We start from the raw sequence: 16,560 nt of genomic DNA, 5'->3' as shown, positions 1-16,560 counted from the left end.
TTCGCCCAAGCGCCTAGTCTAAAGCACTGACGAAGCATCCAACCGAGATGTTGCCAAGACTGCTAGACGGGCAAGATACAGCGGGTAAAAGCATTTAGCCTCTATAGATTGTTTAACAGATTGTTGATGGATGTGCTAGGGGGTAGAAGCGCGTTCCGAGGCAACCGGGCGGTAGAATTGGGAGGGCTGAGGCACGAGATTTGGCAGTTTATCAGCCGCTCCACTGAAATCAATGTCTGGATGGAGTCGTGCCGGGGCTGGACTGGATTATATTTCGATCACGTTAATTTTTGTTTGGCGGAAAGGCACGGTAGGCGATGCGAATTTCTCTGAACTGGTTGCGAGAGCTAGTCGATATCAACGTATCTCCAGAAGCGCTGGCAGATATGCTGACGATGGCGGGGTTTGAAGTCGAAGAGATTGAGGATCGCCGCACTTGGGCGGATGGCGTGGTGGTGGGTCGCGTGCTGGAGCGCCAGCCCCATCCCAATGCCGACAAGCTGAGCGTGTGTACGGTGGACATTGGAGCCGACGCGCCTTCCACGATTGTCTGCGGTGCGGCCAATGTGCGGGCAGATATCTACGTGCCCGTGGCGACGCTGGGGACGCACCTGCCGATAATTGACCTGACGATTCGCCCCCGGAAGCTCCGGGATGTGCCATCGGAAGGGATGATTTGCTCGCTAGCGGAGGTGGGGCTGGCGAAGGAGTCAGAAGGGATTCATATCTTTCCGCAGGACTCGCTTCAGGTGGGCATGGATGCCCGTCCGCTGCTGGGTTTGGACGATGTGATTTTAGACCTCACTTCTACGGCAAACCGGGCCGATGCGCTGAGCATGGTGGGCATTGCGCGAGAGGTGGCGGCGCTGACGGGTGCAACACTCAAGCTGCCAGAGGTGCCCGAACTGCCTGTAAAGTCTGGTGGAAAAGATTTGGCGCTGCGGATTTCGGAGCCGGGGGCCTGCCCGATTTACATGGGGACGGTGATCAAAGGAGTGGCGATCGCCCCTTCCCCTGAATGGCTGCAACGACGGCTCCAGGCGGCGGGGACTCGTCCGATTAACAACGTGGTGGACGTGACCAACTACGTGCTGCTGGAGTGGGGGCAGCCGCTGCACGCCTTTGATGGCGATCGCCTGCGTGCCATTGCAGGTTCTTCGGATCTGACGCTGGGCGTGCGCTTTGCCCGCAACGGCGAAACCCTGACCACGCTGGATAGTCAGGCGCGAAAGCTGACGGATCAGACCCTGCTGATCACCGCCAACGACCAGCCCGTAGCGCTGGCAGGCGTGATGGGGGGTGAAAACAGCGAAGTTTATGCCGATACGACGAATCTGGTGCTAGAAGCGGCGGTGTTTGACTCGGTGGCGATTCGTCGATCAGCGCGATCGCAGGGACTCCGCACCGAAGCCTCGGCCCGCTATGAGCGCGGCGTAAATTCTGCGGAACTCGAACTGGCCTGTCGGCGGGCCCTGGCGCTGCTGGTGGAACTCGCGGGCGGCACGGTGGACGTACAGACGGTGGCCGATGCTCGGCCGGGCGGCGCAATGGCAACGCGCACGATTGAACTGCGGCTGGAGCGGCTAAACCAAGTGCTTGGCCCCATCGAACTAGACAAAGAGGCACGTCCGGGCGAAGGCGAAATTGGCGACTTGCCGCCCGCCGAGGTAGAGCGGATTTTGACGGCGCTGGGCTGCGAACTCACCCCAATCTCGGCGGCGGGCGACGTGTGGCGGGTGAGCGTGCCGCCCTATCGCCACCGAGATCTGGAACGCGAAATCGATCTGATCGAGGAAGTGGCGAGAGTTTACGGCTACAACAACTTCTGCGATACGCTGCCTGCCAAGACCGAACTGGGCTTCCTGTCGCCCGACTACGCGCTAACGCGGCAAATTCACCATGCCTTCAAAGCGGTGGGGCTGACAGAGGTGATTCACTATTCGCTGGTGAAGCCGGACGGCGACAACCAGATTGCCCTCAGCAACCCGCTGTTTGTGGAATATTCTGCGCTGCGGACTGAAATGCTGACGGCGCTGATCGATGCCTTCCAGTACAACCTGGAGCAGGGCAACGGGGCGCTCAATGCTTACGAAATCGGGCGTGTGTTTTGGCGCGAAGAGGACGGGCTATATGAGGGCGATCGCCTCGCGGGAATCATGGGCGGTGATGCGTCGGTCGGGCGCTGGGTTCGCAGCGGCCGCGAACAGCCGATGACCTGGTTTGAGGCCAAGGGCGTGTTAGAGAGCGCGTTTCGACAGCTTGGCGTAGCGGTTGAATTTCAGCCCGATCGGCGAAATCCGCTGCTGCATCCTGGACGGACGGCCTCGCTGTGGGTGCAGGGCGAGCGGCTGGGTACGTTTGGACAGATCCACCCCCAAGAACGCCAGCGCCGGGGCTTGCCGGATGAGGTCTATGCCTTCGAGCTAGACCTGGATTTGCTGCTGGAAGATATGTCTGACGAAGCCAGGATTACGCCGATCTTCAAGCCCTACTCCGCCTATCCAGCCTCCGACCGAGATCTGGCGTTCTTTGCGCCCATACAGTTTTCAGTTGCGGAAATTGAGCGGGCGGTTCGCAAGACGGCAGGCAAACTGCTCGACTCGGTAGAACTGTTTGATGAATATCGCGGCGAGTCAGTGCCCGAAGGCAAGCGCAGTCTGGCATTTCGACTGGTCTACCGGGCGAGCGATCGCACGCTAACGGACGAAGACATCGAGCCGGTGCATCAGAAAGTCCGCGAAGCGCTCCAGGAGAAATTCCAGGTGAGCTTGCGGAGCTAAAAATAAAAAAAGAAGAACGAAAAAAGAAGAACGAAAACCGAAAGTCCTTTCCTCTTCGTTCTTCGTTCTTCTCTCTTCGCTCTTCCCTCTTCCTCACTCCACCGCTTCCAGCTTTTGCAACGACAGCGCCGCCGCGTCCGACACATGGGGGTGGCTGTCGCGCAGCAGGTATCGCAGCGCAGCAATGCTCTTGGGTGTGGGCAGGTTGCCCAAGGCTTCGGCGAGGCGCTGACGAACCAGCCAGTCGGGCGAGTCCGCAAATCGCAGGATCGCCTCGACCGCTTCTAGGTCTTGCAGTTCTCCTAGCGCGGCGATCGCCGCCTGATGCAGCACAACCTCATCGCTCTCCAGCGCTTGCAGCAAGGCGTGGCGGGCACGGGGGTCTTGCAGGTTGCCCAGCGATACGGCGGCGCTAAAGCGCACCAGCCAGTCGGTATCTTCGTAAAATGCCCGCAGCAATGGCTCGACGGCGCGGGAGTCGCCCAGGTAGCCCAGCGCCCCAGCCGCATCGGCGCGGATACCGTAGTCGGGGTCGTTTTCCAAAATCTGCGCCAGGATGGGGTAGCACTCGTCGGTCTGCTTGACCCCCAGGGCAAACACGGCCATTGAGCGCACTTGCAGGCTTTCGTCATCTAGCACTTTGAGAATCAGCGGCACGGCGGATTCGGGCGGCACATCGCGCAGCATGGCCAGGGCGACCATGCGATCGCTCGACTTGGGACTGTCGAGTTGGGTCTTGATCTGCTCCAGGCTGAGTTGACTCATGGCGGTTTTGTTACGAATTATTAACTTTATGATAGCGAAGTTTTTCTGGTGGCGGGGCTGCCAATCCGCTCCAGTGCGTCGTGTTGATTTTGGATTTTAGATTGGCGATTTTGGATTGGCAATCTTGGATTGGCGATTTTGGCGAATTGCGGGGGTTGGTTCAAGCGTCCGGTAGCTTTTCAGTAGGGTTCTGGCGATTTCTCGCTATTGCGCGATTTGCGAGACTGGGGATTGGCGGAGGGCTTCTGGCTCAGGCATAGCCGAACCAGAGGAGTCCCGCCACAATCAGGGCGATCGCCCCCAGGGACAGCCACACAAACGAGTTGTCTTTGGTGTTAACCTGGCTCAGATCAATCGGCTCTGGATCGGGCTTGGGGCGGGGCTTCGGGCGCGATGGCTTGGGGCGAGTGGGCACGGCGTAGGCCTTCTGATCTTCGGCGCTGGCAGTTTCCAGCCCGCCCAAGTCGGGAATCTGGGTCAGCCATTCGGGGCGAGTCCGCAAGCGCGGCGCAGTCAGGATGGCTTGCAGGCGGCGACTTTGCTTGCGGGTCTTCACGTCGGGATGGCGCACCAGTTGCTCACAGAGGGCGATCGCCGCATCGGCCCGTCCTGCGGCCTCGTAGGCCGTCACCAGCCAGATCTGCACCTCGCCGCCCAGTTTGCCGCCCCGCTCCACCAGCGCCGCAGACTTCTCCAGGCACTCCACCGATTCGCGATAGCGCCCGCTTTCAAAATTTTGCTTGCCAGCTTGGAAGAGCGCCCTGGCCCGCTCCAGCGCCTCTGGATTTGCCGCCATACCTGTGCTGCACCTATCCCAAACTATCCTATAAAGTCTGAGGCAACCAGCATAGAGCCAATGCCCGCGTCAGTAAAGATCTCCAGCAGCAGGGCGTGGGGCAGGCGACCATCGATGATGTGGGCTGCCTTGACCCCCTGGGCGAGCGATCGCACGCAGCAGTTGACCTTGGGAATCATGCCGCCAGAGACAATACCCGACTCAATGAGCCGCCGCGCTTCCTGGATATCCAGCCGGGGAATCAGCGTCGAAAGGTCGTGGTAGTTTTTCAAAATACCCGGTGTGTCGGTCATCAGGATCAGCTTTTCGGCCCCCAGCGCAGCCGCCAGTTCCCCCGCCACCGTATCGGCATTGATGTTGTAGGCCTGCCCTTTGTCGTCTGCGGCCACGCTAGACACGATGGGAATATAGCCCTCGCGCACCAGCGCCTCGATCAGCTTGGTATCGGTGCTTTGCACTTCGCCCACAAAGCCGATGCCCTCTTCGCCCTGGGGTCGCGCTTTGATCAGGTTTGCATCTTTGCCACACAGCCCAACCGCCGAGCCGCCCGCCTGGTTCACCAGGGCTACCAGTTCCTTGTTCACCCGGCCCACCAGCACCATCTCTACCACGTCCATCGTGGCCGCATCGGTGACGCGCAGCCCGTTTTTGAACTGCGCCTCAATGCCTAGCTTGTCCAACCAGGTGTTGATTTCGGGGCCGCCGCCATGCACCACCACGGGCCGCAACCCCACACAGGAGAGAAACACGATGTCGCGGATGACGGTTTCCTTGAGGTTGCTGTCTTTCATGGCTGCGCCGCCATACTTCACCACCACGACGCGCCCCGCAAACTGCTGAATGTAGGGCAGGGCCTCACTGAGGACTCGCACGCGAGTGGCTTCGGCTTTTTCAATATATTCGCTGGTCAGCATGTCTGAGGTTGAGGGTTAGGAGGTCAGGAGGCAAGAATTTAGAACTTTGGGCCAGGCTGATCAAAGAACCAAACCTGCACACCCCTCAAGTTCTGATGGGCAAATTTGATAGGACTTACGCAGTTGGATGATTTCTCGCGAGCTGCGTCCGAGAGAAATCGTCCAAAACCCAGAAAGCTTAATCGCAAGTGTGTAAGTCCTATTTGATTTGAAAGCAGTTTATAGCAGATTGGGGCTGGGAAGTGTTGCGCCTTTTGCTGTTCGCTGCGGCCGACTACGGGTTCGGAAACTGAACCGTGTTGGCATTGAGCGATTGCTGTCGCCACTGCTCAATCCAAAGCTGGGCTGGCGCGTAGGCGGGGGTGCGGGGGGGAATGCCTTTGGCAATGGCGATCGCCCCTTCTAGGCTCTCGGCGGCGGTTTGCTGGGCAATTTGCAAGACCTGATCGCTCCATTCGGCAATCAGGCGATCGGCTTCGGGGCGCTGGGTACTGCTGGTGGGAATTCGGTCTGCGGTTTGAATCGCAGAAATCAGCATGGAGGGCGTGCCGGCGCTGGCAGCGCTCTGGGCAAGTTGGAGCGTCGAGCGATCGACGGACGCGAAATCTCGTGGGTTGCCCTCAGCAGGACTGCTGGCAGGTGAAGGCGCGGGCACCGTGCGGAGGGTAGACGGCAGCCCGTTGTCTAAAACGACCGGATCAGACGGGCGCGACGCAAATACAGGAACCGGTTCAACAGGGGGCGGCGCTTGTAGGGCAGCGAGCTGCTGCTGCCAGGTTTGGATGCGATCGCGGGCTTCAGCAGACAGGGCGCGACCAGAACCGATTTGGCGAGCGATGCTGATGGCCGCTTGCAGCGAGTCGGCATCGCCTGCGCGGGCAATTTCCTCGGCTTGGGTCAGCGTGGGGCGGTCTTCTCGTAGCTCGATGTCGGTGGTCCAGCGGCTGGCTAGGCGGCGGGCTTCGCGGCTGCGGGGATTTCCCTGGGGAATGTTGTTGACTTCGGCGATCGCCGCCCGCAAGTCGCTCACTGTGCCCAAATCCGCATATTGCTGGGCGCGGGACAGATGCACTAGATCCTGTAGCTCGACACGCCAATAGCTAATCAACTGCTGGGCTTTGCCATAGAGCGGGCGATCGCGCCGAATGCGGAGCGCCTGAGCGATCGCGGCTTCGATATCCGAGGCGCTGCCGTCCCATGCCTGGGCCCGCGCCTGGGCCAGCGCCGTGAAGTCCTGAATTTCTGCCTGCACGCGCGCCCCTTCGGGAATCTTGCGAACCAGATCCATCGCGCCGGGGAGGTCACGCCGATTCAGGTATTCATCCGCCAGGTTCAGCACGTCTTTGCCCAGGCTGTTGAGCAACCGCTGAGCCGCGGGATAGGCCGGGCTGGTTTTCTTGATTTCCTGCACCAGGGCGATCGCCTCTAGCAGGTTACTCGCGCCGCCACGCCGCGCCATACGGCGAATCTGCGCCAATTTTTTGCCGTCTTCCCGCGAGGCCGTGACCAAATCCACCATTTCCTGATATTTGGTGGTTTTCCAATATTCGTTGTCCACGTCAAGCAGCTTCACCGCCAGATCAAAGGCCTTGGTGGGGTCGTCGTCAAACAGGGCTTCTTCTGCCTGCTTGTAGAGGGCTTCGGCGGTTGCCCAAGTCTCCTTCCAGGACTGGATGCGCTGCTCGACTTGGGCGAAGGCGGGCGTGTTGTCGGGAATGCGCTCGGCGATGGCGATCGCCCCCTGAAGGTCACCCTTGTGAAAGGCTTTCTCAGCCAGTTTCAAGATATCGTCTGACCACTGCGCGATGTGGCGATCGGCTTCGGGACGCATGGCATGGTTGGGCGGCAGCATATTCACCAGGGCGATCGCCTCTAGCAGGTCGTCCACCGTTTGCTTATTAGACGCAAGCTGGGCGCAGTAAATCCGCAGGGATGCCGAAGCCGTTGGCCAGAAAATCGACGGACAGTTGGGCAATGCAGGCAGCTTGAACAGCAGCGCCGCCGCCAGCACGCCCGCTCCAACGCAGCCCGTCGTCGCCACCAACACCCAAAGCTGCCAGCTTGTGAAAAATCGCACCAGGGGACTGCGGGGCCGCGCCGATGGTTCGTCCCTGCGGCGGTCGGCAGGCACAGCAGGGAGCGTCTGAACCTTGGGCGATCGCGGAGTCGAGGACACAACCCGCAGCGGGGGCTGAGTAGAGGACTGTATCCCTTCGCCAAACGGGCGATCGCGCCGAGCGGACGCAGATCGACTGCGCGACTCGTACCGACCTGGCTCTCGCGGCGGGGCATCTGTGGGCCGGGCGCTCCGAGCCGTGCCCCGACGAGTCCTGGCGTTTTGGGACGCAGGCGAACGGCTGGGCAGGCGACGCACCTTGTCTGCCTCCCCGTCTCCTGATGCCTGTCGGTTTCTCGTCATGCCCTACCTTCTATCTGAACCTTGCTCTAAACCCTACGTCTCGACCTTTAGCCTACCCTTCGTCCCACGCTTTAACAGGCTGGTGCAATAAGTGCAGTGCCCCAGCAGTCGCCATTCTAGTGCATCCAGGCTAACCCGTTTCCAGAGAATAGCGGAACTCAACGGGTTTGACTGTCAGCTTGCTCACCTGGCTCGACCTGCCCACACCGCCCACAAAGTTAGCACTAACTGGCAGATGCGGATTGTAATCTAAATAGATATGGCAGGCGAAGTTGCATACACAGGCGATATAGCCACAGAGACGCGCCCAGCCCAACCGCTGTGCCCACGATGATATGAATAACAGGCTGGTGAATGTGCAACCCCGTTTGCAGAACAATCCTGGCAGCAGCCGTGAAAATCGTATGAGCCACGAAAATCTCTAGGGAGCGCAGTCCCCAGGTTTGCAACACAGAAAAGCGCTGGACGGTATCTAGATAGGCGGCCAGCGACAGGCTGGCGAAGATGCCCAGCACCGCCAGGGGAAATAGCCACAATTCGAGACGGGTTAGATTGACGATGGCAGCCAGGGCAATGAGACTGAACCCGAAGAAGGCGCTGGGCAGCAGGATAGAATGCTGCACTCGCTGGATTTGCCCGACCCAATCGACCCTGCTGGCGATCGCCCCCAGGCCAAAGTAAACCGCATTGAGCCGAATCATGTACAGCACCGGCCAGGGGCCAAGGCTGAGGTCGATAAACTCGGAAGCAAACAGCAGCGCAAACCCCGCGAAGCAGACTGCGGCAGGAACCTTTAGCTTTCGCAGCAGCAGATACACGAGCGAAACCGCAAACAGGACGTAGAGAAACCAGAATTGCAGAATGGGAAGATACATGATGCGCCAAAGGCTGCTCAAGGGCTGGTCGCTGATCCCTGCGAGGTGGCGCAGCGTTTCCTGAATCACCGACCACAGGAAATAGGGATAGGCGATCGCCCGCAGTTTGCTAGAAACCAGCGTGCTGAGCGGTTTTGAGACAGAACGCTCGGCGAGGTAGCCAGACAGAAAAAAGAACAGGGGCATGTGGAAGGCATAGATCCACTGGTCGAGGGCTTGAGTCAGGGCGTTTTCCTGCAAGACAGACCCATCCAGCCCCCGGAGGACGTGCCCTAAGACGACCAAAAAAATGCCAATGCCCTTTGCATAGTCAATCAGGGCGATACGCTGGGACTGAGCGCCGGTGCGGGATGCATCAACCGCCGCCCGATCGAGTGTAGAAATGCCTGACGGATTCATGATGTCGATTGGTCAAGATTGATGAACGGGAGGCCCATCAGGGCTTGGATTCAAAGACAGCACAGATCCAGCAGTGTTAGGACTTACGCACTTGCGATTCAACTTTCTGGGTTTTGGACGATTTCTCGCAGGCTGCGCCCGCGAGAAATCGTCTAACTGCGTAAGTCCTCAGTGTATAGATTTGGGGGTTTAGCAGAGTGTATGGAAAGGGCGATCGCCCTCCAGCCCTCTCAGTAGTTTTTCTAGGACTTGCCTACGTATATTTACAGTTCATCCGGATCTTAAAGGAGGATCGTAAAGTTCTGAAATAGCCTTCACAACATTTTTTCAGTCCACTGAATAGCCACAGATCGGCGGCAGCCTGATGGCAACAGGGCTGTAGCGGAAAAATTAAAAGCATCGAAAAAATAAAACCGGGCCGTCAAGAGTCCACAGCCCGGTTCGAGAGGTAGTTTTTTCGCAGTCAGGCAGCGGCAGCTAGCCAACCGATTCGGTTTCGCAGTCAGGCAGCGGCGGCTAGCCAACCGATTCGGTTTGCAACTCTTGAATCAACTGCTCTAGCTCGTTGCTGCTAGCCCGATAGACCTCATTGCAAAAATGGCAGGTGGCTTCTGCGCCGTCGTCTTTGGCGATCATGTCGCGCAGTTCCTCTTCGCCCAGAAGCTTGAGTGCGCCCAGCATTCGGTCAAACGTGCAGCCGCAGTGAAACCGCAGCATCTGGCTTTCGGGCAAGATTTGCAAATCCATATCGCCCATCAAATCTGTAAAAATCTGCGGCAGGGTTTTGCCCTCGTTCAGCAGGCTGGTAAAGCCGGACAGCGCCGCCAGCCGAGATTCCAGCTTTTCGACTAGGGCTTCGTCGCGGGCGGCTTTGGGCAACACCTGCACCAGCATCCCGCCCGCCGCCGTCACGCCATCGGGATCGACAAACACGCCGACCAGCAGCGCTGAGGGCGTTTGCTCTGAAGTCACCAGATAGTTGGCCACGTCTTCGCCAATCTCGCCCGACACCAGTTCCACCGTGCTGGAATAGGGATAGCCAAAGCCGATATCGCGCACCACGTAGAGAAATCCTTCGGAACCAACCGCCGCCCCCACGTCGAGCTTCCCCCGACTGTTGGTGGGAAGTTCTACATCAGGATTTTGCACATAGCCGCGCACGGTGCCGTCTAGCCCCGCATCCGCAAAGACCACCCCCAGGGGGCCGTTGCCGCGCACGCGAATATTGACCCGCGATTCGGGTCGCTTCATGCTGGAGGCCAGCAGCAGCCCGGAAACCATCGTCCGCCCCAGGGCAGCCGTAGCAACGTAGGAAAGCTTGTGGCGCTGGCGGGCTTCTTCTGTGAGGCGGGTGGTGACTGCGCCCACAACCCGAATACCGCCTCCGGCTGCGGTTGCCCGCACGAGCTGATCTGCCATGTTGAAATACTTCTTAATATGCATCTCTATTTTACCGATTTGCGGGCGGGTCGGGTTTGATGAATGTTTCGTCAGGAATTCATAATTTTGCGCGGAGTGTCGGGCTAAGATTGGGGAACCTCTGGGGAATCCATTAAGTGATTCACCGGAGTCTAGACTTTGAATAGATTTTGAATAGATTAGGACTTACGCACTTGCGATAAATTTCCCAGGTTCTGGACAACTTCTCGCGGGCTGCGCCCGCGAGAAGTTGTCCAACTACATAAGTCCTATGGATTTTGAATAAACGGTATAAATGGCTTCTGGAAGGCGAGTCTCTATGAACCCCAAGGCGTTTGGGGTTTAGAGAAATGACCGGATCAGGGTTTTTAAAACTTGAATCTGTCTGTATAGCTGCGGATACAAGCGCCTTAATGTAGAAATTAGCGACTGGAAACTAGCGACTGGAAACAGCCAAAGACACCACAAGTTCGCTGGGGCACTGAACTGCGATCGCCCTAGTCTACAAATCTGTGAATCTCCAATTGTTCGTAAAACGGTGTTTGCTGCCCTGGCACTGGGCTTGCAGCGGGCTGTGGACTCTGAGCTTGCTCCTGTGCTTCTCTAAACCCTGGATCTCCGGATGATTAGTGTGTTCTCTAAGCGCAAAAGTGTGCTGCCAACCCCCATTTCTTCTGCCGTGATTCAAGATCGCATCCTGGCCGCGATTGATGTAGGGACGAACTCGATTCACATGGTGGTCGTCAAGATTGACCCCACGCTGCCTGCGTTCACCATTATTAACCGAGAAAAAACGACAGTGCGTCTGGGCGATCGCGATCGCGCTACGGGCAATCTGACTCAGGCGGCGATGGAACGGGCGATCGCCACGCTGCGCCGCTGTCAGGACATTGCCCAGATGCACCACGCCGAGGCGATTGTGGCTGTGGCCACCAGCGCCGTGCGCGAAGCCCCCAACGGACGAGACTTTTTGCAACTGGTAGAAAACGAACTGGGGCTGGAGATTGACCTGATTTCGGGTCAGGAAGAGGCCCGGCGAATCTATCTGGGCGTACTGTCGGGGGTGGCGTTTAATGAACAGCCCCACGCGATTATCGACATCGGCGGCGGCTCGACGGAGCTAATCTTGGGCGATGGCCACGAGCCGCGCTGCCTCACTAGCACAAAGGTCGGCGCAGTGCGGCTGACGACGGAGATGGTCAGCACCGACCCCATCAGCAGCAGCGAGTTTAACTACCTGCGGGCTTACGTGCGCGGGATGCTGGAGCGCTCGGTGGACGAACTGCTGAGCAAAGTTCGCGCTGGGGAAACCCCCCGTCTGGTGGGAACCTCCGGCACCATTGAGACGCTAGCCGCCCTGCACGCCCGCGAACACACGGGCACCGTGCCCGATCCGCTGCATGGCTACCAGATTCCCCTAGCGGATTTGCGCGAAATGGTGAATCGGCTGCGCCGCATGACGATGGCCGAGCGAGCCGCCCTGCCAGGAATGTCGGATCGGCGGGCAGAGATTATCGTGGCGGGGGCGCTGATTTTGCAGGAGGCGATGGAGCTATTGCGGCTGGATTCGGTAACAATTTGCGAGCGATCGCTCCGAGAAGGACTCGTGGTGGACTGGATGCTGACCCACGGGCTAATCGAAGACCGTCTGCGCTTCCAAAGCTCCATCCGCCAGCGCAGCGTCCTCCGGGCCGCCCAGAAGTATCAGGTGAACCTGCCCTATGCTGAACGGGTGGCGACCCTGGCCCTCAGCCTGTTTGACCAGACCCAGGGCATCTTACACAACTGGGGACACGAGGAGCGAGAACTGCTGTGGGCAGCCGCCATGTTGCACAACTGTGGACACTTTATCAGCCACTCTGCCCACCATAAACATTCCTACTACCTGATTCGCAATGGCGACCTGCTGGGCTATACAGAAATCGAAATTGAGGCGATCGCCAATTTGTCTCGCTATCACCGCAAGAGCTGTCCCAAGAAAAAGCACGACAACTACCGCAGCCTGACCACCAAGAAACACCGCAAAGTCGTCGAACAGCTCAACACGCTGCTGCGGATAGCGGTCGCCCTCGATCGTCGCCAAATCGGGGCCATCGACAGCATCACCTGCGAGGTAGTGCCTGCTCAGCAGGAGTTTCGCCTGCTAATCCACCCAACCCACCCCAACGACGATTGCGCTCTGGAACTGTGGAGCCTGGATGGAAAAAAGGGCTGTTTTGAAGAAGAGTTTGGGCTGAAAGTCGTGCCCAAGCTAGTGCCGTTGCCCTGACGCTGGCTCCTACTTGACCTAGAGCTGTGATGAAAGATCGGGTTTGGTACGGGAATAAGAACCCAGCGAGTCCAAAAAACCGACCCCCACTCCTGAATCGCTTGCCATACCATAATGATTGTCAGCCATCAATCGTCTGAGGTTCGGAAACGCCCCGTCCAACCAACCAGCTAAACCAACAAAAGCTCACTCCCTTATCGGAAGTGTTGGCGAGGCGACGACTCAGACGATAACCCTAACTAGCGTTGATTCCACATTCTCAAACTACTGTCTCTAGGAGGCGATGGATATGGCACTCGTTCGATGGGAACCATTCCGTGAGATTGAAACGCTACAACGGCAAATGAATCGGCTGTTTGATGAGTTCCTGCCAGCGACTACAGAAAACCACAAGCTGACCAGCTTCATGCCGCTGGCAGAGATGGAAGAAACGGGTGAAGCGATTCACCTGAGGCTGGAAGTTCCTGGCATGGATGCCAAAGACCTCAATGTTGAGGTTTCGGCAGACTCCGTTAGCATCAGCGGCGAACGCAAGTCGGAAAGCAAAACCGAAGAAAAAGGCATGACCCGAACGGAGTTCCGCTATGGCAAGTTCCAGCGGGTGATTCCGTTGCCGAGCCGCATCCAAAACGACAAGGTTACGGCTGAATACAAGGACGGTATCTTGAACCTGACCTTGCCGAAGGCCGAGGAAGAAAAAAATCGCGTCGTCAAGGTGAGCCTAGGCTGAGGGAGAGTTCCGCACAGCCTCCCGGCTGCTTCCCTAGCCTGGGTTGCGGCGAATCAAGATTCCGTCTAGCTGGTAAACAGCGCACACGAGAGGTCGTTTATTGAAGACCTGCTCAAGCGTGAATCGCTGCCGTGAGTCGCTGTGCTGCTATTGGCTCAGCAAACTCACGTTGAACCTAGAGAGCAACGAGCCATCTACCCTTAGGGCTGACAGGGTAATGGAGTTGCTCTCTTTTTTTTGGACTTACGCAGTCGGACGATAGTCCTAGTTTTTGTTGACGGTGTGATGTGCGGCGCAAAAAGCGGAAACCCTCACTAGCGATTTAGGCAATTTACGCAATTTACGCGATTTAGGCAATTTACGCAATTTACGCAATCTACAACTCCACGATTACTGGCGTGTGGTCGCTGGGCTTTTCTAGCTTGCGGGGCGCTTTGTCAATGATGCAGCTTTTGGCCTCGGCATAGAGCGGCGGACTGAGGTAGTGGTGGTCGATGCGCCAGCCCAGGTTGCGGCGAAAGGCGGCGGCGCGGTAGTCCCACCAGCTAAACTGTCCGTCTTCTTGGTTAAACTTGCGAAACGCATCCGCCAGCCCCAAGTCGAGAATGGCCCGCAGCGCCTGCCGTTCGGCATCGGTAGCCATGACTTCTTTTTCGCGCCCGGTGGGGTCGTGGATATCTCGATCTTCCAGCGCTACGTTGAAATCGCCGCAGACCAGGAGTTTGGGATTTTCCTCCAGCAGCTTTGCCAAATACTCGCGCAGCACCGCCAGCCAACTGAGCTTGTAGGTGTATTTGTCGCTGCCGACGCTGGAGCCGTTGGGCACGTAGAGGTTGACGATGCGAATGCCGTCGAGAACGCCCGTGATGACTCGCTTTTGGTCGTCAAACGGTGCGGCGATCGCCCCTCCTAGCACAGGCTCGAACCCACAACTGACCGACTCCAGCGGCGTTTTGCTGATCAGCGCCACACCGTTGTAGGACTTTTGCCCAGAGACGTAGCAGGTATACCCCAGATCGGTAAACGCAGCCATCGGAAAGTCGGCATCTACCACCTTCGTTTCCTGAGCGCATAGCACATCTACCGGATTCTCCGTCAGCCAGTTGACGACCTGTTCCAGACGGGTGCGGATGGAGTTGACATTCCAGGTGGCGATCTTCATGCGGGACTGCGGGAGGGCGGGAGAGGACGTGATGAGTAGTTTACTGCATCCTTCCGTCACTCTATGATTCCATTACTCCATTACGCCATCACTCCTTGACCACCAGTTCCAGGCTAGGCGGCATCGACAGGTTCACTAGGGGTGTTGCAGGCGGGGCAGCAAGCTGGAGCGTGGTGTCGGTGAGGCCGAAGGTGGCTTGCAGGGAGGCTTGCAGGGTTTGCAGGAGGCGATCGCGCTCTGGGCCATCCTGTGGGTTCACCGTCAGATGGGCGGTAAGGGCGACTTGCCCAGGGGCGATCGCCCACAGGCGCAGCGTTTCCACCGCCTGCACGCCTTCGGTTTGCAGCAGATGCGCTTGGACAGCGGCAGGGTCAAGGTAGGCCGGCGCTTGTTCTAGCAGAATGTTCAAGCTTTGGCGAATGAGCGGCACGGCTCCGGCCAGGATGAGCGCAGCAACGACCAGGCTAATGGCTCCGTCGGCCCACGTCCAGCCAAAGAGCCAGACGGCGATCGCCGCCAAAATCACGCCCAGCGACCCAATCGCATCTGACACCATGTGCAAAAATGCGCCCTTCAGGTTCAGGTCGTGGTGGCTATGGTCGTGCAGCAGAGACGCATTCAGCAGGTTCACCCCCAGCCCCACGGCCGCCGTAATCAGCATGGGCAGGCCCAAAATTTCGGCATCGGGGTGTTGCAGCCGCTCGACTGCTTCCCAGCCAATCCAGAGGGCGATCGCCACCAGCCCCAGCCCGTTTGCCAGCGCCGCCAGAATTTCTACCCGCCGATAGCCAAAGGGAGCCTGCGCCGACGACGGCCAGCCCGCAATCCAGGTTGCCAACAGCGCCAGCGCCAGCGCCGCCACATCCGACAGCATATGCCCCGCCTCCGCCAGCAGCGCCAGACTGTGGCTCGACAGGCTGACCGCCAGTTCCACCAGCGAGAACCCGCCAATCAGCCCCAGCGCCATCCACAGGAGTCTTGCTTTTTTCTGGGCATCCACCGTGTAGGAATGGGGCGTTGGCAAACCAGATCGGTGGGGCGCTTGGCAGCCCTCTGGACAGTCGGCGGTATGCATGAAGGCTGGAAACACGACAAAAGACTCTTTCTGGGATCATCCCACAGAATTCGCTGAGCAGCTAGGACAGAAGCCGGGGGCGGCGAGTTCCGGCTAGACCGCAGAATGAAGTGGGGAGCGGATGGGATAAGGTGATTTTGGAGGATTTTCTCCCGCTTCGCAGTTCGCCCCATCACCCCGTCACCTTGTACCCCATGCTAGATTTTTGGGCAAAAACCAGCGGCACCTGGATCAATGTTGCCACGGTGCTACTGGGTACTGCCTTGGGGCTGCTGCTCACCGGGCACTTGCCAGAGCGGATGCAGCGGGTGATCAAGCAAGGGCTGGGGCTGACGACGCTGTTTATCGGCATCAGCATGGCAGGCAGCCTGAACCAGGCCAGGGGCGGCATCGTAGACGGCGTGATTTTGGGGCTGCTGGCGCTGGTGGCGGGCGGGCTGCTGGGCGAGTGGTGGCAGATTGAAGAACGGCTGGCGATCGCCGGAGATTGGCTGAAACATCGGGTCAAAGGCAAGGGTCGCTTTACCGATGGCTTTGTCACCGCCAGCCTGCTGTTTTGCATTGGCCCGATGGCCATGATCGGCAGCCTCAACAACGGGCTGGTGGGCGATGCGCGGCTGCTGACGCTGAAGGCGACGATGGACGGCCTGGCGGCGATCGCCCTCACAGGCAGCTACGGCATCGGCGTTGGCTTTTCGACCCTGGCCATTTTGCTGTATCAAGGCGGCCTGTCCCTAGCCGCCGGACTCCTGGCCCGCGCCCTCCCCGATCCCGCCAGTTCGCCGCCCGTGCTGCTGGCCACGGGCGTAGGCGGACTCATGATTCTATCCATCGGGCTGAACCTGCTAGAAATTGGCAACGTGCGCGTCGGCTCCTTCTTGCCAGCCCCCTTCCTCGCGCCGCTAGTGTACTGGCTCGCCGTCTGGCTCACCGCCGCTTTTGCATAAGGCGGGCCCA

The 16,560-nt window shown here is 58.7% G+C and carries 12 protein-coding genes; 4 read left to right on the top strand and 8 right to left on the bottom strand.

What is annotated here, in order from left to right; genetic code table 11:
* Positions 1-317: 317 nt before the first annotated feature.
* The gene (gene pheT, locus HNI00_RS05895) at positions 318-2,780 is read left to right on the top strand and encodes a phenylalanine--tRNA ligase subunit beta (RefSeq protein ID WP_316791535.1); all 2,463 of its coding nucleotides are present in this window, start codon (positions 318-320) and stop codon (positions 2,778-2,780) included.
* A gap of 93 nt (positions 2,781-2,873) precedes the next feature.
* Here the strand turns inward: pheT and HNI00_RS05890 are convergent, their stop codons facing one another.
* The 6 genes from HNI00_RS05890 to hslO all read right to left on the bottom strand — a co-directional run bounded on the left by HNI00_RS05890 (position 2,874) and on the right by hslO (position 10,367).
* A complete protein-coding gene (locus HNI00_RS05890) occupies positions 2,874-3,545 on the bottom strand; it encodes a HEAT repeat domain-containing protein (RefSeq protein ID WP_316791533.1) in 672 nt (223 codons plus the stop codon).
* Between the two features lie 250 nt (positions 3,546-3,795).
* Entirely contained in the window at positions 3,796-4,341 is a 546-nt protein-coding gene (locus HNI00_RS05885) for a hypothetical protein (RefSeq protein ID WP_297078509.1), read from the bottom strand.
* Between the two features lie 23 nt (positions 4,342-4,364).
* The gene (gene argB / locus HNI00_RS05880; RefSeq protein WP_316791530.1) at positions 4,365-5,255 is read right to left on the bottom strand and encodes an acetylglutamate kinase; all 891 of its coding nucleotides are present in this window, start codon (positions 5,253-5,255) and stop codon (positions 4,365-4,367) included.
* A 274-nt stretch (positions 5,256-5,529) separates the two neighbouring features.
* Positions 5,530-7,674 carry a hypothetical protein gene (locus tag HNI00_RS05875; RefSeq protein ID WP_316791529.1) on the bottom strand — a complete coding sequence of 715 codons (2,145 nt, stop codon included), beginning with the start codon at positions 7,672-7,674 and terminating at the stop codon, positions 5,530-5,532.
* A 224-nt stretch (positions 7,675-7,898) separates the two neighbouring features.
* Positions 7,899-8,948, bottom strand: a complete 1,050-nt coding sequence (locus tag HNI00_RS05870; RefSeq protein WP_316791527.1) for an acyltransferase family protein — start codon at positions 8,946-8,948, stop codon at positions 7,899-7,901.
* A 516-nt stretch (positions 8,949-9,464) separates the two neighbouring features.
* A complete protein-coding gene (gene hslO / locus HNI00_RS05865) occupies positions 9,465-10,367 on the bottom strand; it encodes an Hsp33 family molecular chaperone HslO (RefSeq protein WP_316791525.1) in 903 nt (300 codons plus the stop codon).
* 622 nt (positions 10,368-10,989) lie between these two features.
* Here hslO and HNI00_RS05860 point away from each other — a divergent pair.
* On the top strand, positions 10,990-12,636 hold the full coding sequence (locus HNI00_RS05860) for a Ppx/GppA phosphatase family protein (RefSeq protein ID WP_316791523.1): 1,647 nt from the start codon (positions 10,990-10,992) through the stop codon (positions 12,634-12,636).
* Between the two features lie 289 nt (positions 12,637-12,925).
* Entirely contained in the window at positions 12,926-13,366 is a 441-nt protein-coding gene (locus HNI00_RS05855; RefSeq protein WP_172353695.1) for an Hsp20/alpha crystallin family protein, read from the top strand.
* A 376-nt stretch (positions 13,367-13,742) separates the two neighbouring features.
* On the opposite strand, the gene xth is transcribed toward HNI00_RS05855, so the two are convergent.
* Together xth and HNI00_RS05845 are read right to left on the bottom strand one after the other, a co-directional pair.
* On the bottom strand, positions 13,743-14,528 hold the full coding sequence (gene xth, locus HNI00_RS05850) for an exodeoxyribonuclease III (RefSeq protein ID WP_316791521.1): 786 nt from the start codon (positions 14,526-14,528) through the stop codon (positions 13,743-13,745).
* An 88-nt stretch (positions 14,529-14,616) separates the two neighbouring features.
* The gene (locus tag HNI00_RS05845; RefSeq protein ID WP_316791518.1) at positions 14,617-15,603 is read right to left on the bottom strand and encodes a cation diffusion facilitator family transporter; all 987 of its coding nucleotides are present in this window, start codon (positions 15,601-15,603) and stop codon (positions 14,617-14,619) included.
* Between the two features lie 194 nt (positions 15,604-15,797).
* Here HNI00_RS05845 and HNI00_RS05840 point away from each other — a divergent pair, with 194 nt between their 5' ends.
* Positions 15,798-16,550: a DUF554 domain-containing protein gene (locus HNI00_RS05840; protein WP_420156316.1), complete on the top strand. Its 753-nt coding sequence runs from the start codon at positions 15,798-15,800 to the stop codon at positions 16,548-16,550.
* The last annotated feature ends 10 nt before the right edge of the window (positions 16,551-16,560 follow it).

The sequence above is a fragment of the Thermoleptolyngbya oregonensis NK1-22 genome (assembly GCF_032705245.1).
GTDB lineage: Bacteria > Cyanobacteriota > Cyanobacteriia > Elainellales > Elainellaceae > Thermoleptolyngbya > Thermoleptolyngbya sichuanensis.
The sequence above is the reverse complement of the archived record's forward strand: the minus strand, read 5'-3'. Positions and strand labels throughout refer to the sequence as shown.

Bases quoted from the DNA above. Each gene is read 5' to 3' on its own strand.
- pheT (WP_316791535.1), top strand. From the start codon at position 318: ATGCGAATTTCTCTGAACTGGTTGCGAGAGCTAGTCGATATCAACGTA.
- HNI00_RS05890 (WP_316791533.1), bottom strand. From the start codon at position 3,545: ATGAGTCAACTCAGCCTGGAGCAGATCAAGACCCAACTCGACAGTCCC.
- HNI00_RS05885 (WP_297078509.1), bottom strand. From the start codon at position 4,341: ATGGCGGCAAATCCAGAGGCGCTGGAGCGGGCCAGGGCGCTCTTCCAA.
- argB (WP_316791530.1), bottom strand. From the start codon at position 5,255: ATGCTGACCAGCGAATATATTGAAAAAGCCGAAGCCACTCGCGTGCGA.
- HNI00_RS05875 (WP_316791529.1), bottom strand. From the start codon at position 7,674: ATGACGAGAAACCGACAGGCATCAGGAGACGGGGAGGCAGACAAGGTG.
- HNI00_RS05870 (WP_316791527.1), bottom strand. From the start codon at position 8,948: ATGAATCCGTCAGGCATTTCTACACTCGATCGGGCGGCGGTTGATGCA.
- hslO (WP_316791525.1), bottom strand. From the start codon at position 10,367: ATGGCAGATCAGCTCGTGCGGGCAACCGCAGCCGGAGGCGGTATTCGG.
- HNI00_RS05860 (WP_316791523.1), top strand. From the start codon at position 10,990: ATGATTAGTGTGTTCTCTAAGCGCAAAAGTGTGCTGCCAACCCCCATT.
- HNI00_RS05855 (WP_172353695.1), top strand. From the start codon at position 12,926: ATGGCACTCGTTCGATGGGAACCATTCCGTGAGATTGAAACGCTACAA.
- xth (WP_316791521.1), bottom strand. From the start codon at position 14,528: ATGAAGATCGCCACCTGGAATGTCAACTCCATCCGCACCCGTCTGGAA.
- HNI00_RS05845 (WP_316791518.1), bottom strand. From the start codon at position 15,603: ATGCATACCGCCGACTGTCCAGAGGGCTGCCAAGCGCCCCACCGATCT.
- HNI00_RS05840 (WP_420156316.1), top strand. From the start codon at position 15,798: ATGCTAGATTTTTGGGCAAAAACCAGCGGCACCTGGATCAATGTTGCC.